The organism is Rossellomorea sp. LJF3 (assembly GCF_037046045.1).
In the GTDB taxonomy this organism is placed as follows: domain Bacteria; phylum Bacillota; class Bacilli; order Bacillales; family Bacillaceae_B; genus Rossellomorea.
Map to the genome: position 1 here is coordinate 54,567 of NZ_JBANLY010000017.1, position 16,248 is coordinate 70,814.

The 16,248-nt window shown below is 46.9% G+C and carries 11 protein-coding genes; 10 read left to right on the forward strand and 1 reads right to left on the reverse strand.

The window, feature by feature from the left end; translation table 11 throughout:
* The 7 genes from V8G47_RS15600 to V8G47_RS15630 all read left to right on the forward strand — a co-directional run bounded on the left by V8G47_RS15600 (position 1) and on the right by V8G47_RS15630 (position 6,257).
* Positions 1 to 867, forward strand: coding sequence for a MurR/RpiR family transcriptional regulator (locus V8G47_RS15600; protein WP_336200923.1), 867 nt, complete (start codon positions 1 to 3; stop codon positions 865 to 867).
* A gap of 2 nt (positions 868 to 869) precedes the next feature.
* Positions 870 to 1,175 (forward strand): PTS sugar transporter subunit IIB, encoded by a 306-nt coding sequence (locus V8G47_RS15605; RefSeq protein ID WP_060673327.1) that lies wholly within the window; start codon positions 870 to 872, stop codon positions 1,173 to 1,175.
* A gap of 27 nt (positions 1,176 to 1,202) precedes the next feature.
* Positions 1,203 to 2,483 carry a PTS sugar transporter subunit IIC gene (locus V8G47_RS15610; protein ID WP_336200924.1) on the forward strand — a complete coding sequence of 427 codons (1,281 nt, stop codon included), beginning with the start codon at positions 1,203 to 1,205 and terminating at the stop codon, positions 2,481 to 2,483.
* A gap of 324 nt (positions 2,484 to 2,807) precedes the next feature.
* Positions 2,808 to 3,098 (forward strand): hypothetical protein, encoded by a 291-nt coding sequence (locus V8G47_RS15615; protein WP_336200925.1) that lies wholly within the window; start codon positions 2,808 to 2,810, stop codon positions 3,096 to 3,098.
* A gap of 15 nt (positions 3,099 to 3,113) precedes the next feature.
* Positions 3,114 to 4,445 (forward strand): 6-phospho-beta-glucosidase, encoded by a 1,332-nt coding sequence (locus tag V8G47_RS15620; RefSeq protein WP_336200926.1) that lies wholly within the window; start codon positions 3,114 to 3,116, stop codon positions 4,443 to 4,445.
* Between the two features lie 327 nt (positions 4,446 to 4,772).
* Positions 4,773 to 5,687 carry a DMT family transporter gene (locus tag V8G47_RS15625; RefSeq protein WP_336200935.1) on the forward strand — a complete coding sequence of 305 codons (915 nt, stop codon included), beginning with the start codon at positions 4,773 to 4,775 and terminating at the stop codon, positions 5,685 to 5,687.
* An 18-nt stretch (positions 5,688 to 5,705) separates the two neighbouring features.
* Positions 5,706 to 6,257 carry a cysteine dioxygenase gene (locus V8G47_RS15630; protein WP_336200928.1) on the forward strand — a complete coding sequence of 184 codons (552 nt, stop codon included), beginning with the start codon at positions 5,706 to 5,708 and terminating at the stop codon, positions 6,255 to 6,257.
* A gap of 43 nt (positions 6,258 to 6,300) precedes the next feature.
* On the opposite strand, the gene V8G47_RS15635 is transcribed toward V8G47_RS15630, so the two are convergent.
* Positions 6,301 to 7,851 (reverse strand): glycoside hydrolase family 10 protein, encoded by a 1,551-nt coding sequence (locus V8G47_RS15635; protein WP_336200929.1) that lies wholly within the window; start codon positions 7,849 to 7,851, stop codon positions 6,301 to 6,303.
* 278 nt (positions 7,852 to 8,129) lie between these two features.
* Between V8G47_RS15635 and mnmH the strand changes: the two genes are divergently transcribed.
* The 3 genes from mnmH to V8G47_RS15650 all read left to right on the forward strand — a co-directional run bounded on the left by mnmH (position 8,130) and on the right by V8G47_RS15650 (position 15,830).
* Positions 8,130 to 9,170 carry a tRNA 2-selenouridine(34) synthase MnmH gene (gene mnmH / locus V8G47_RS15640; RefSeq protein ID WP_336200930.1) on the forward strand — a complete coding sequence of 347 codons (1,041 nt, stop codon included), beginning with the start codon at positions 8,130 to 8,132 and terminating at the stop codon, positions 9,168 to 9,170.
* Between the two features lie 556 nt (positions 9,171 to 9,726).
* Positions 9,727 to 14,325, forward strand: a complete 4,599-nt coding sequence (gltB, locus tag V8G47_RS15645) for a glutamate synthase large subunit (protein ID WP_336200931.1) — start codon at positions 9,727 to 9,729, stop codon at positions 14,323 to 14,325.
* A 17-nt stretch (positions 14,326 to 14,342) separates the two neighbouring features.
* A complete protein-coding gene (locus V8G47_RS15650) occupies positions 14,343 to 15,830 on the forward strand; it encodes a glutamate synthase subunit beta (RefSeq protein WP_336200932.1) in 1,488 nt (495 codons plus the stop codon).
* The last annotated feature ends 418 nt before the right edge of the window (positions 15,831 to 16,248 follow it).

Below are 16,248 nucleotides of genomic sequence, written 5' to 3' on the forward strand. Positions count from 1 at the left end.
ATGACAGAATTCCAGGTTTTAAAACACATCAAAAGTCAGATGGAGAGCTTTACACCGTCTGAAATAGCGGTTGCTCAATATGTGCTCGAATTTCCGGAGAAAGTGATGGAGATGACCACAAAGCAACTATCACAATCATGCGGCAGCAGTGAAGCCGCCATCATCCGGTTCTGCAAACGGATCGGGATCAACAGTTTCAGCGGCTTGAAGATCGAGCTCGCGAAAAGCACGAACATCGAAGAAACGAAGAGTCATGACATCAACACGCTCCTCTCCTTTGAAGATAATCTTGAAACCGTCTTCAATAAAGTATTGGTCAATACCTATCAAGCCATCAAGAATACGGAAAAGCTTTTTTCCATCGATGAACTCGGCAGGGCGGTCAATGCGTTCCATGAAGCCGAAAGAGTCTATCTGTATGGGGTTGGCGGTTCCGCCGTGGTAGCGGAAGATTTCACCCAGAAGCTGTTGAGATTGAACTACCTGGCGTTTCAGGCAAGCGATATCCATGTCCAGATGATGATGGCTGCGAACTTAACGGAAAGAGACGTGCTCTTCGTCGTCTCAACATCCGGTCAGACGAAGGAAATCCTGAAGCTGATGCATGTCGCAGAGGAAAAGGGAGCCACCATCGTCCTGTTGACACAGCACGGAAAATCACCGGCAAGAAAGCTCGCCGATATCGTACTGACGATTTCCGAGGAGGAACATAATATCCGAATCGGTACCATGACGGCAAGAATTGCTCAACTCGTCGTGATCGACGCTTTATTCGTGGCATTATGCATGAAAAAAGGACATGGCGTTTACGAGCAAATTATTCATACACATGAAGTGGTTCAACGAATGAAAGAGGAGGAGGAATAGGGATGAAAGTATTATTCGTATGCTCTGGAGGGATGTCCAGTGCGATCGTCGTCAATGCCCTGAAGAAAGAAGGCACAAAAGAGGGGATTGAAATGGAAGTCCATGCTATCGGAACCGGGGAAGTATCCGAGGAAATCTCTAAGGGATGGGATGTATGTATGGTAGCACCTCAGATCAGACACCGTTTTGATCAAGTGAAGAAAGCCGCCGATGAGGCCAATGTTCCATGCGGCCCGATTCCGCCACAGGCTTACACGCCGCTTGGAGGGCCGACTTTATTGAAAACAGTAAAAGAATTGACAAACTAACTTAATAGGAAACAAGGGGGTAGTAACATGCAATCGTTTGTGAACTTTCTGGAGAATAATTTGTCAGGTCCAATGGCCAGACTCTCTGAACAAAGGCATTTGCAAGCAATCCGGGATGGGGTTATTTCAGCACTGCCATTTATTATCGTCGGTTCATTCTTTCTGATCTTAGCGTTTCCGCCACTGCCTGACGCCTGGATATTCGGGGACATCAAACAGTGGGCAGCAGACAATATTGTCGATATCTTGATTCCGTATCGTCTGACCATGTTCATCATGTCACTCTATGTCGCCTTCGGGATCGGATACAATCTCTCGAAAAGCTATAAACTGGATCCTTTATCCGGGGCACAGATCTCAGTCGCGGCACTTCTATTGACGATCACACCGAAAGTAATGGACGGAGAAGGCTGGGTCCTTCCAATGACCAACCTCGGTGGGCAGGGATTATTTGTTTCCATGGTCGTCTCGATCCTGGCAGTTGAAATCCTGCGTTTCTGTAAGACGAAGAACATCACGATCAAAATGCCTGAGCAAGTACCGGCATCCGTTTCACGAAGCTTTGAAGCACTTATACCTGTAGCAATCGTTATTTTATTGATTTCATCCGTTACTGTCCTAGCAGGGGTTGATCTGCATAAGTTGGTCGGTGTCGCGGTCGCACCATTGGTCACTGCCGGCGACAGCATATTCGGAGTATTGGTTCCGGTATTCCTGATCGATTTCTTCTGGTCCTTCGGGATCCATGGAGTATCCGTTGTGGGAACCGTGGCCCGTCCACTATGGGAAGTATTCCTTGTGAACAACGCTGATGCGGTTGCAAGCGGGCAAGCGATCCCGCATATCGCTCCGGAAACGTTCTATCAATGGTTCATCTGGATCGGTGGATCAGGAGCCACGCTTGGTTTGGTCCTTGCAATGGTCTTCTTCTCCCGTTCAAAATATTTAAAAGCATTAGGGAAAACATGTCTTGTGCCGGGTCTTTTCAATATCAATGAGCCTGTCATATTCGGTGCTCCAATCGTATTGAACCCGATCTTGATCATCCCATTCATCACAGTACCTTTGATTACAGCCACTCTTTCGTATGTGGCCACCACTGTCGGTTTGGTATCACCAACCTACATCATGCCGCCATGGACACTGCCTGCACCAATCGGCGCGTACCTTGCAACGGGTGGTGACTGGAGAGCGATCGTCATGGTTCTGATCAATGTAGGAATCTCATTTGCTATCTATTTCCCATTCTTGAAAATGTATGACAAGAAAATGTTAAAGATGGAAGAGAGCGAGCAACAAGCGGCATAGAAAAGCGGAAGGGGCTAGCCCTGAGGCGACAAGCATAAGACGAGTCATCCGGAAAGGCGTCCTTTGCCTTTTTGGATGAATTGGCTTATGACCTCGAGCCTCAAGCCCCTGGAACTGGACAGAGAAAAGCGGAGGCGGCTTGCTCAGGCCCGACAAGCATAAGGCAAGTCCACCGGAAAGGCGTCCTTTGCCTTTTTGGTGGGCTGGACTTATGACCTCGAGGGACTAGCCGCTGGAGCTGGACAAATGTTAGCATTTTTATAAGAAAACAGAAGTGGGAGTCCTAGGATTCCCACTTCTTTACTAGCATAAGGAGTGATGGAAATGACAGAAACCGTGGTGCCAAAGAGAATCGGTTTTAAAAGTGTGTTTGTATTATTGATCTCTGTATCTATTGGACTTTTACTTCTTTCTAAACCATTGATGAGCACGGGAATCGCAAAAGAATGGAGTATGTTTTTGGCTACGGGCATTTCAGCTTCCATCGGGCTTTCATACATTTTATTGAAAATTGAAGGACCTGTGGAAGATGCTTCTATTAAAAAGAAGCGGATGCTACTGGCTGTCGTAGTCAGTTTCGTCATAAGTTTCATTCTGGCTTTCGTGGCCAGGTAACTGGAGGTTCTTGCAATGAAAAAAGGAATCAGGATCGTCACGATCGGCGGGGGCTCGAGCTATACTCCCGAGTTTGTTGAAGGATTGATCAAGCGGTATGATGAGCTTCCGGTGAGAGAGCTGTGGCTTGTGGATATTGAAGAGGGAAGAGAGAAGCTGAATATTGTCGGGAATTTAGCGAAGCGGATGGTGGAAAAGGCAGGAGTCCCGATGGAAGTCCATCTTACACTGGACAGGAGAGAGGCGTTGAGTGGCGCGGACTTTGTCACGACCCAGATGCGGGTCGGACAGCTGAAAGCCCGGATTCAGGACGAGCGCCTGCCGATTAAGTATGGGATGATCGGTCAGGAGACGAATGGGGCGGGGGGACTCTTCAAGGGAATGAGGACAATACCTGTTCTTTTGGAAATTTCAAAAGAAATGCAGGAGCTTTGTCCGGATGCATGGCTGATCAATTTCACGAACCCTGCTGGCATGGTGACAGAGGCGTTACTGCGTTATGGATCGCATCCGAGAGTTGTCGGTGTTTGCAATCTTCCCGTAAATACGAGAATGACGTTGGCAAGACTACTCGCCGTCGAGGTGAAACGCTTGCATATCGACTTTGCCGGACTCAATCATATGGTCTATGGACTGGACGTACTGGTTGACGGGGAATCTGTATTGGAGGAAGTACTCGACATCATGAGTGATCCCGACAGGCAGGTCAGCATGAGGAATATTGCACCCCTGCCGTGGGAGCCTGAATTCATCAGGAGTCTGGGAATCATCCCTTGTCCATATCACCGCTATTACTACAAAACGGGTGATATTTTAGAAAAGCAGCTGGAGGAATTCAAGACGGGTACGACTCGTGGGGAGGTCGTCAAGCAGTTGGAGAATGAATTGTTTGATTTGTATAAGGATGAAGGCTTAGCGATTAAGCCTCCGCAGCTTGAAGAGCGGGGAGGTGCTTATTACAGTGATGCAGCATGCAATCTCATATCGTCCATCTATAACGATCGCGGGGATATCCAGACTTTGGATGTACGCAATGACGGGGCTATCAGTGATTTGCCAAGGGAGTCTGCCGTGGAAGTGAACTGTGTCGTGACAAAAGCGGGACCGAAGCCGATTGCCGTCGGGGAACTCCCCGTTTCAGTCAGTGGGCTTGTGCAACAGATCAAATCCTTTGAGCGGGTGGCTGCAGAAGCATCCGTAACCGGTTCCTATGAAAAAGCACTGCTTGCCATGACAATCAATCCGTTGGTGACGGATGATGTGAAAGCGAAACAGCTGCTGGATGAGATGCTTGAGGTTCATAAAGAGTATTTGCCTCAGTTTGGTGAGCGGGTGACCCATAATTAAAGATAGGAAACGTCCCAATTATGATTTGGGACGTTTTTTTGGTGGACTTATTATCGAGTTTGGACATTTTATTATCGACTTTCGCGCTTTTATTATCAACTCCATATGAGAATCATGACCCGTGACGGAACGGCTCCTGTTTTATTTTCAAAACTGGCATACTTATTTTCAAAACAGACCAACTTATTTTCAAAAACCAGAATATATTTTCAAAACCAACCAACTTATTTTCAAAACACTCCAATCCCCTGTACATCTTTCCCCGGGACGAGCATACCTTGATAAAAAGAACACGAGCTAAGAAAGGGTGCACCGTCCATGATTCCGATGAAAACAAAGGCTGCAGCCTCATTATATGCCACAATGTCCATCAGCTTCTGGGGCATTTCCTTCGTATCGACGAAAGCGGTGCTGGATGCCCTTGATCCGTATACACTCCTCGTATTGCGGTTTGCAATCGGAGCTCTGTTTCTGCTCATGCTCCTCCTATTAAAAGGGTCCAGGATAATAATCCCTCTTAAGTATATCCCCCACTTGCTCATCCTTGGGGTCCTCGGAGTCTTCATTCATCAAGTCATCCAGGCGACGGCCCTACTGACCATCGAGGCATCATCGGCAGGATGGATGATTTCATTTTCTCCGGTGTTCACCGTCATCCTCTCCATGATGTTCCTGCATGAAAAAATGACTCTCCCTAAAGCCCTTGGGATGATCATCGCGATTACGGGTGTGCTGATGGTAACGACTGCGGGGAGCGGACAGTCAATCGGATTTACTGTTAACATCGGGTATCTCCTGATGATTCTCAGTACATTGAACTGGGCGGTATACTCGGTGCTTCTGAAAAAGCTTCGCATTGAGCTGCCATCTCTCGTGATTACCTTTTACATGAGCCTGCTCGGATTCAGTCTGACCATCCCGTTTCTCATTCGCAACCGCGGCTGGGAAGGCATTTCCCAACTATCACATGTGGAGTGGGGACACTTGATATTCCTCGGTGTCTTCGTCTCGGGGATTGCGTATTGGTACTGGGCGAAGGCGTTGGAAGTATTGGATGCGTCCAAGGTGTCGATGTTTCTCTACCTTGAGCCTGTTACAACTCTCCTTGCCGCCATCCTTCTCCTGCACGAAAAAGTTTTTCTCATAAGCATCCTGGGTGGAGTCATAATTATAATAGGAGTTGTCATTGTCAATGGTCAGATGATTTCTGTCTTCCATCGGTTTCTATGGAGGAAACGATAACATCAGGAGGGATCCGCAGTGACGTTAGAGAATCGGATAAAGGATCGATTGGATGAATTGTCTCATCCTTCAACGAGAGAACTTAAGGAAGTCTTGCAGTCTATGAATATACGTCTTGAGGATCTACATCCTTACCTGCAGTCTCCGGAAGGAAAACCTTATTATCGAAAACTCCTTTATCAAAATGAAGCAGTGGAGCTCCTCGTCATGAATTGGTCGGATATGGAATGTGCCCCGCACGATCACGGGGATTCGAAGGGTTGGATCCAGGTGATGAATGGGACTTCCATCAACACGATCTTTGAAGTGAAGGATAACAAGCTTCCTCAGGAGTTATTTGATCGGGAATACAGGGAAGGATCTTTCTTTTTTGCACCGAAGAAAGGGGTTCATAAAATGAAGAAGGGGAGTGCAGGGAATCTTGTGACTCTCCACCTCTATTCACCGCCCATTCAAGGGATGATGGTGTACGATTTGGAGAAATGTGCGGCCTGTGTGGTATCGGATGAATGCGGGGCATGGTGGCCGGATCATATGAGGGAAAAGGTAAAGGACATACAGTTAAAATAAGAAGAAGCGTTTCTCCACTACGGGGAAACGCTTCTTGCTATGATTATCGTACTCTCACTGTTTTCGCGTCCTTGCTTTCAATACCTGTCGGAGATACGGAGGTAACACCATATGTGTACATTCCACCTTCTGCAGCAGAAGTGTCTTTATACGTCGTGACGCCTTCTTGAGAGTACACGACATCCACGATATTCGCAGGATTCTTGTAATCTCCTTCTTTCACGCCGTCAAAGCGATAGATGACATACTTTCTTGCATCTGAATGTTTCTTGTCATCGATGGTCAAGGTGACATCATCTTCCTGCTTATCCGCTTTTACCGTGTTCGGTTTCTTCGGAAGGTCATCATTGTTCCAAGGAGTGGCTGGTGTCAAAGCCTTTTCCGTATATACTTCATTGCGTAAGATATCGGCGTACCCAAGTGGGTTCTCGAAAATTTGTCTTAAGGAGAAATGCATTTGGCCAAGGGCTGTACCGTTAGCACGGTTGTCCATAATTTGCCCAGGCAGCTCATAAGGATTGAACCATTCCTGGTCAAAATTGTCCCCGACCTTATAATCGGCCATCCCGATATACAGATTCACCGGATGTTCATAGGAATACTCGTTTACTTCCCGGCTCCACCAATCGAGTAGGACGGAGTAGTTGGCGACGGCGAGTTTCCTGGACCAGTAGATTTGCGGTGTGATGTAGTCGATGCTTCCATCCTTGATCCATTGACGGGTGTCGGCATACAGGTCATCGAAATTCGTTTGTCCCGCTTCTGTCTCGCTTCCCGTCGGATCATCGGCAATATTTCTCCACACGCCGAATGGGGAAATCCCAAATTGAACATAGTCTTTGATGCCTTTGATTTCAGTGTTGATATCAGCGACCAGTTCATCGACGTTGTTGCGTCTCCAGTCATCGATATTGTCGAATGTGCTGCCATATTTCTCGTATGTATCTTGATCTGGGAAGCTTTCTCCTGCAATTTTATAAGGATAGAAATAATCATCCATATGAACCGCTTCTATATCATAGTTGCTTACTAGTTCTTTCACTGTATCAATCAAGTAATCTTGTACTTCGGGAATTCCAGGGTTGAGATAGTATTGTTTACCATATTTCAGTACCCATTCCGGATGAAGTTTGGCCACGTTGTCGTCCGCGAGAGACTCAATCGTTTGATTCGGCATCGTGATCCGGTAAGGGTTGACCCACGCGTGTACTTCAATTCCCCGTTTGTGTGATTCGTCCAGCATGATGGCAAGTGGGTCATAGCCTGGGTCGGTTCCCTGCTCATCACCCGTAATATATTGGGACCATGGGGCAAGATCGGAAGGATACAAGGCATCGGCAGTCGGCTTGACTTGATAAATAACCGTATTGAAGTTCAATTCTTTCAAATCGTCCAGGGTGCTCACCACCCAATCCGTAAATTCCTGCTTGTCCATTCCAGGCTCCATGTCAATATTCGTCACTGTCGCAATCCACGCAGCCCGCATCTCATGCTTCGGTTCAGACGTCCCGGATGCCTTCGCTTTCCCGGTAGAAAAGGGAAGAGCCAGTGAGAACAACATCACGGCCATAATCATGTACTTTACTGCTTTCATTTCTCTACTCCTCTCTTACGGTTATAAAGTAACCGCTTTCATTTTATTGAAATAATACTTCATTAAATTTTATAAAAACGTGAAATATTATTTCTCCTTTCATTATAAGGGGTTCTATTACTCTGGTATATAGTACCAATGAGGTGAAAAATCTGAATATTCAGCCGTTAATCGGGAGGAAAGAACCAGGTGAATTGTTCTAAAAAGAATAAAAAGGGAAAGAATGAATACGGAAGTGGTGTAAAATAGAAGAGAAATGTAAAAAGGGAGAGGATGACATGTTCAAAGATCTACCGATCGATCAATGCGATTTGGATAAGTATACATTCGTGGACGTACGGTCTCCTTCTGAGTACAGGGAAATGACGATTCCGGGCAGCCTGAATATACCCGTTTTCGATGATGAAGAAAGAGCAGAAGTAGGGACATTATATAAGCAGGTGAGTAAGGAAGTGGCGACAGACCGGGGACTGGAGATTTTTTCAGGTAAGCTTCCCCGATTCATTAAGGAGTTCAAGAAACTTGAGGGTGAAATCGTCGTGTTTTGCTGGCGGGGTGGTATGCGAAGTAAAGCAACCGCTACTTTCCTTGACCTGATGGGGATCAGGACTTCCCGGATTCTGGGAGGGGTCAGGGCTTATCGCCACTGGGTGCTGAAGGGGCTTGAAAATATTGACATGAAGCCTGCTTCTTTTGTACTGAACGGTGGGACAGGCACCGGGAAGACCGCGATTTTGAAGAAGCTCCAAGAAGAAGGATATCCGGTTGTTGATATTGAAGGCCTCGCCAACCATAGAGGGTCCATATTCGGTGAAATCGGACTTACTGCCAATAACCAGAAAACGTTCGATTCCCTACTCCTTCGGGAACTGATGAAGAAGCAGGATTCTCCTTTCCTTTTATTTGAAGCAGAAAGTAAGCGGATTGGAAAGGTTCTCCTTCCTGATTTTCTCATTCAGGAAAAGGAAGAGGCATTTCATATCTTCATTGAAATGCCCATGAAAGAGAGGGTCGGGCATATTTTAGACGAGTACCGCCTCCACGAACATCATGAAGAGTTTGTGAAAGCATTCAGGTCCATCAAGCGGAGGATCCACAGTCCGATTGCAAATGAAATCGAGGCTGAGCTGAAGAAGGGAAACTATGAACGGATTTTGGAACTGCTCATCGAATACTATTATGATCCGAGGTACTTACATATATGGAATCAATATCCCGAGGATCGAAAGACCACGGTTAAGGTGAATTCAATCGAAGAAGCATACCAAGAAATCAAGAAACTCCTTCCCGAGAAAAGCCCCTTGTTTTCCAATCACTAAGACCTTTGCCCATGAGGATGGGTGAGGTCTTTGTTTTTTGATGATATGTATTTAAAGAAAAGAGGGACGGACCTTCGAATGTTCGAAGGTCCGTCCCTCTTTTTGTTTGAATCGGAGAACGGGAGGGAATAGAAAAGGAGTTTCAGAGGTGGAATGTTGAGGGAATTCCGTATACATATTAGAGGTCCGTCCCTCCAACGAAAGACCCGATTTGATGATGGATTTTTGTTGTTGAAAAAATTTTTTTAGTGATGTTTTTGTATGAAAATTCATGGGGGTTTTTGATGAAATATGCTTAGGGACACGAATTATTGTAAGCGATTTCTTTGTGTTTGTATCAAGCTTTTAAAGATTCTGAATATTAAGTCAAAGACAGCGTGGATATATCAACGTTCTTTCTGTTTGTTACATATATATTTGGAAAATATGCTTGTTTTCCATTAACAAAATTTTTCGTTTTTTCTAAATTTCATGATATACTAACGAAAATTAAGAAAATTTAATTAACCGGTTAATTATTCAAAAAATATACAAGTTTAGTAGAGGAGGACATTGGATGAAAACGAATCTTCCTGTAGCGCAAGGCATGTATGATCCTGCGCAAGAACATGAAGCATGTGGAATTGGAATGATTGCCAATATTGATGGGTCGAAAAGTCATAACATCGTTCAGAATGCCATCAATATTTTATGTAACTTAGAACATCGCGGAGGACAATCGGCCGATACGAGTACCGGTGACGGTGCAGGTATCCTCACTCAAATCCCCCATCATTTCTTCAAGAAGCAATGTGAGAAAGAAGACATCATCCTTCCCCGTAAAGGAGAATATGGAATCGGGATGGTGTTCCTTCCTGAAAATTTTGAGAAGCGCATGAAGAGTAAAGAAATCTTCGAACGCATCATTGAAGAAGAGGGGCAGAAGACACTTGGCTGGAGACCTGTTCCACTCAATGATTCCTTTGTAGGGAAAGTAGCATCGAAGTCAAAACCATTCATCCGCCAAGTCTTCATTGGCGTATCGGAAGACATAGAGTCCCGGATGGATTTCGAGCGAAAGCTGTATGTGATCAGGAAAAGGATTGAACAAGAAGTCGCAACTGATGAAGGGCTTGAGGATGTATACCTTTGCAGCTTGTCTTCCACGACCATCGTGTACAAAGGGATGCTCATCCCCGAACAGCTCGATTCCTTTTATATTGACCTCAACCATCCTGAGTTCCGGTCAGCTTTAGCTCTTGTACATTCCCGCTTTAGTACAAACACTTTCCCAAGCTGGCAACGATCTCACCCAAACCGATATACGATTCATAATGGAGAATTCAATACATTGCGAGGCAACGTGAATTGGATGCGCGCGCGTGAGAAATTGTGCCAATCCAGTGCTTTCAAGGAAGAAGACCTGAAGAAAATCCTACCCGTCATCGATGAGACAGGCAGTGATTCTTCCATGTTCGATAACTGCTTTGAATTCCTTCATTTATCAGGTAGATCCCTTGCCCATACGGCTATGATGATGGTGCCTGAGCCATGGGAAAACGACGATACGATCCATCCTAAGAAGAAAGATTTTTACGAATACCACAGTTGTCTGATGGAGCCGTGGGATGGACCTGCAGCCCTGGTATTCACCGATGGAAAGCAAATCGGGGCGTGCCTTGACCGAAACGGACTGCGACCTGCCCGTTACTATGTGACAAAAGGAGGCATGATCGTTCTCGGATCCGAAGTGGGGGCCCTTGATATTTTTGCCGATGACATTGTGTACAAAGATCGCCTCCAGCCTGGAAAGATGCTTCTCGTCGATCTGGAAAAAGGGAGGATCATCCCGGATGAAGAGATCAAGCTCCGTGTCGCGTCCGAGCATCCATACAGACACTGGCTCGATAATAATAAGTTCGAACTTGAGGACCTTCCGGAAACGACCCAGGAAGTGGCACGATTGGATTCCGAGGAAGTGCTCCTTCAGCAGCAGGCATTTGGTTACACGACAGAGGAATTGAACAAAATCATCAAGCCGATGGTGACCGATGGAAAGGATCCGGTCGGTTCCATGGGATACGATTCACCGCTTGCCATTTTATCAAAGAAGCCTCAGCTTCTATATAACTATTTCAAGCAATTATTTGCCCAAGTGACTAATCCACCGATCGATGCGATCCGTGAGCAGATCATCACATCTGTCGGTACAACGATCGGAGCTGAAGGAAACCTGGTGAACCCCGGTCCTGAAAGCTGCAGACATATCCATTTAAAGACGCCGATCATCACAGGGGAAGAGCTTGAAAAGCTTCGTCATCAGAAAGAAAAAGGATTTAAGGCAGTTACGTTATCCATTTTATTTGATGTGACCGAAGAAGAAGATCAGCTTGAACGGACCCTGGATGACCTTTACGAAAAAGCTGACCAGGCCGTAGCAGACGGTGCGACACTCCTCATTCTTTCCGACCGCGGGGTGGTGAAGGAGAAGGCGGCGATTCCGTCACTCCTTGCCGTTTCCGGACTGCATCATCATTTAATCCGTCAGGGGACGCGTACAACCGTGAGTATCCTCCTGGAATCAGGGGAACCAAGGGAAGTGCATCACTTTGCTACCCTGCTTGGATATGGTGCTGAAGCCATCAATCCGTATCTGGCCTATGAAACGCTGCGTGACTTGATTGAAAAAGGTGAGATTCAAGATACCAATTATGAAAAAGCGGTGCAGCGTTTTGTGAAAGCAGGAACAGATGGGGTCATCAAAGTCCTATCCAAAATGGGGATTTCAACGATCCAAAGTTACCGAGGTGCCCAAATCTTTGAAGCAGTCGGCATTCATCAGGATGTCATCGATAAATATTTCACCCGTACCGCATCAAGACTCGGGGGAATCGGTATGGATATCATTGAAAAAGAAGTTCTCTTAAGACACAGAAAGGCATTCAATGACCGGAAAGATAACCAGAGGACCCTGGAATCCGGTGACGAATTTCAATACCGTAAAAATGGAGAGGATCATGCGTACAATCCAAGTACGATCCACACTCTCCAGCATGCATGCCGCACGAATAATTATGAGTTGTTCAAGAAATATTCCAATATGCTGACAGATGAAAAGCAGAATCTCCAATCCCTGCGCGGCCTTCTTTCGTTTAAAGAATCGAAGCCCGTGCCGATTGAGGAGGTAGAATCAGTCGAAGAAATCTGCCGCCGCTTCAAGACCGGTGCCATGTCATTCGGATCCATCAGTCAGGAAGCCCATGAAGCATTGGCGATCGCCATGAATAAAATCGGCGGTCGGAGCAATTCAGGAGAAGGCGGGGAACACCCTAGCCGTTTCATTCCAGATGAGAATGGAGATTCAAGGCGCAGTTCGATCAAACAAGTAGCCTCAGGCCGCTTCGGCGTAACGAGTCACTACCTTGTGAATGCCGATGAGATTCAAATCAAGGTCGCTCAAGGGGCCAAACCTGGTGAAGGGGGACATCTCCCTGGTAAAAAGGTGTATCCTTGGGTTGCTGAAGTAAGGGGATCGACACCGGGAGTGGAGTTGATTTCGCCACCGCCTCACCATGATATCTATTCGATTGAAGATCTGGCCGAATTGATTTACAACTTGAAAAATGCGAATCCTCAGGCCCGGATCAGCGTCAAGCTGGTATCCGCCGTAGGTGTAGGAACGATTGCAGCGGGTGTGGCAAAAGGCAGGGCCGACGTTGTGCTGATCAGTGGATATGACGGAGGGACCGGTGCTGCACCGAGAACCAGTCTGAAACATACGGGACTGCCTTGGGAGATCGGTCTTGCCGAAGCCCATCAGACCTTATTGTTAAATCGACTTCGTGACAGGATTGTCGTTGAGACGGACGGCAAGATGATGACGGGCCGGGATGTGGTCGTCGCATCCCTTCTTGGAGCAGAGGAATACGGGTTTTCGACTGCGCCACTAGTGGTCCTTGGCTGTGTCATGATGCGTGTCTGCCATATGAATACATGCCCTGTCGGAATCGCGACACAGGACCCTGAGCTTCGTAAAAAGTACACAGGGGACCCGGAACATGTGGCGAACTTCATGCGTTTCGTTGCTCAGGAAACAAGGGAGCTCATGGCTCAGCTTGGTTTCAGAACGATCAATGAAATGATTGGACGAACCGATATCCTCGAAGCGAACGAAGCAATCGATCATTGGAAAGGCAAAGGGATCGACCTGTCAGCCCTTCTCTATCAACCGGATGTACCTGAGAAAGTCGGCAGATATGCGACCCGTAAGCAGGATCATGAGCTTGAGAAGACATTGGACTTCCAAGAATTGATTCCACGCTGCCGCAATGCGATTGAAACAGGGGAGCCGGTTGAATGGACGACGGCGATCCGGAATATTCACCGGGTGACAGGAACGATGCTCGGCAGTGAAATCACCAAACGATACGGGGCGGAAGGACTACCTGAAGATACAATCCGTCTGACATTCAAGGGTTCTGCGGGTCAAAGCTTCGGTGCATATATCCCTAAAGGATTGACATTGAGACTTGTCGGGGACTCCAATGATTTCGTCGGAAAAGGATTATCAGGCGGGAAGATCATCGTCCATCCCGATCCGACCGCTACATTCATCCCTGAGCGGAACACGATCATCGGAAACGTTTCTTTCTACGGGGCTTCCGGTGGAGAAGCTTATATTTACGGCGTGGCAGGAGAGCGTTTCTGTGTCCGTAACAGTGGAGCACAGGTAGTCGTGGAAAGCGTCGGGGATCACGGATGTGAATACATGACTGGAGGTAAAGTCGTCGTCCTCGGTTTGACCGGACGGAACTTCGCTGCCGGCATGTCCGGTGGAGTCGCTTATGTCCTGGACGAAGACGAAACCTTCCGCTCCAGATGTAATCAGGAACTCGTCCTTGTTCAGCCATTATTTGATCCGGAAGAGATGCAGGATGTATACGATATGATCGAGCGATACGTTCACTATACAAGCAGCAATAATGGAAAGAAAATTTTGGCGAACTGGGAATCATACGTGTCTAAATTTGTGCGCGTGATTCCGAAATCCTATCTTAAGATGAGAGAACGGATCAGTGAGCTTGAAAATAGTGGATTAGAGAAATTCGATGCGGAAATGGCCGCATTTGAAGAAGGTACAAAAGAAGAGAAAAAAGTATTGGAACCCGCGAAATAAAGAGGGAGGGGGATATGATGGGAAAACCAACCGGATTCATGGAATATACAAGACAGACAACGGCTGAGAGACATCCAGCCGAACGAACGAAAGATTGGAACGATTACACCACTCCTCTTTCGGAAGAAGAAATCAAGAAACAAGGGGCACGCTGCATGGACTGCGGCGTTCCCACTTGTCAGTCCGGAATGGAGATCAACGGGTCGACATCGGGATGCCCTGTGTATCACCTGATACCCGAATGGAATGACCTTGTGTATCAGGGACAATGGAAGGAAGCATTGAAACGCGAGCATCAGATGAATAATTTCCCTGAGTTCACCGGGTTCGCCTGTCCGGCTCCTTGTGAAGGGGCGTGTGTGCTCGGAATCAATGAGCCGCCTGTTGCCATCAGGACCGTGGAACGCTCAATCATTGAAAAGGGATTTGAAGAGGGCTGGGTCATTCCGGAACCACCTCAGTTCCGCACAGGTAAACACGTGGCCGTCGTCGGATCAGGTCCTGCCGGGTTGGCTTCAGCTGCGCAGCTGAATAAAGCAGGTCACCTTGTCACAGTATTTGAAAAAAATGATCGAGTTGGCGGTCTCTTGACGTATGGTATTCCTGAAATGAAGCTTCCATACTCAGTCGTGAAGCGCCGTGTCGATATTTTAGAAGAAGAGGGCATTGAATTTGTAACGAATACGGAAGTCGGGAAAGACTACACGGTGGAAAATCTTCGGGAGAACTTTGACGCCGTCATCCTTTGCGGGGGAGCGGCCGTTCACCGTGACATACAGGTCGATGGACGTGATCTGAAAGGCGTTCATTATGCAATGGAATTCCTTCACGCCAATACGAAAAGTTTACTGGATTCGAACTTACAGGATGGCGAATATATTTCTGCTGAAGGGAAGAATGTCATCGTCATCGGTGGAGGGGACACGGGTACAGACTGCCTGGCCACTTCCGTGAGGCATAATTGTAAAAGCCTGACTCAGTTCGATATTTACGATAAAAAAGGTGCGATGCGGGATGAAGTGGGCAATCCTTGGCCCCAGTACCCGGTCATTCACCGTGTGGAGTACGGTCAAAAGGAAGCGGCCGAAGTACTTGGCGATGATCCCCGTGCGTACGCTGTCATGACGAAGAAGTTTGTCGGTGATGAACATGGCCATATCAAGGAAGTGCATACGGTCAATGTGAAACTCCGCTATGACGAAAATGGAAACAAGATCCGTGATGAAATCCCGGGAACTGAAAAAGTATGGCCGGCGGACCTTGTCCTTCTGGCCATCGGATTCAGCGGACCGGAGCAGGATCTGATCAAAGAGCTTGAAGTCGAAACAAACAGCAACTCCACTGTGAAAGCGGAGTACGGAAACTACATGACAAACGTCGATGGCGTCTTCGCTGCAGGAGACATGCGACGTGGTCAGAGCCTCATCGTCTGGGCCATCAACGAAGGCCGTGAAGCAGCCCGCGAATGCGACCGCTACCTCATGGGCACAACTGAATTACCTTGATCTTAGAGGGACGGACCTCCGTCGGGCTGGATGCCTGATGGGGGTTTTTTGTGCTTTGGGGGACGGACCTCTAAATGGAAGAAGAAAATTATTGTGGGATGATCTAATATTTGCGAGGATGTGGATCTGAAATTCGTTGAAAAGAGAAGGAGGTAGCTATTTTCTAAGGCAAATGTGTTGAAACATCAATTATATTGGTTTGAACGTGCATTGAAATTTATAAATAGGTCTATAATCTATGATTTAGACGGTCCTGAAGAAGCTTTCAAAAGAGGTCATAGAGATAATTGCGTCATTTTCGTAAGTGATCGGTTTGACCCCCTAATTACTGACGTTTTCTCCAAGGGGCTTACTTGTTCTTAGTTTTTCATTTTGTTTTTCCTTCTTCGCTTTTATGAAGAAGGAAAAACCTTTATTT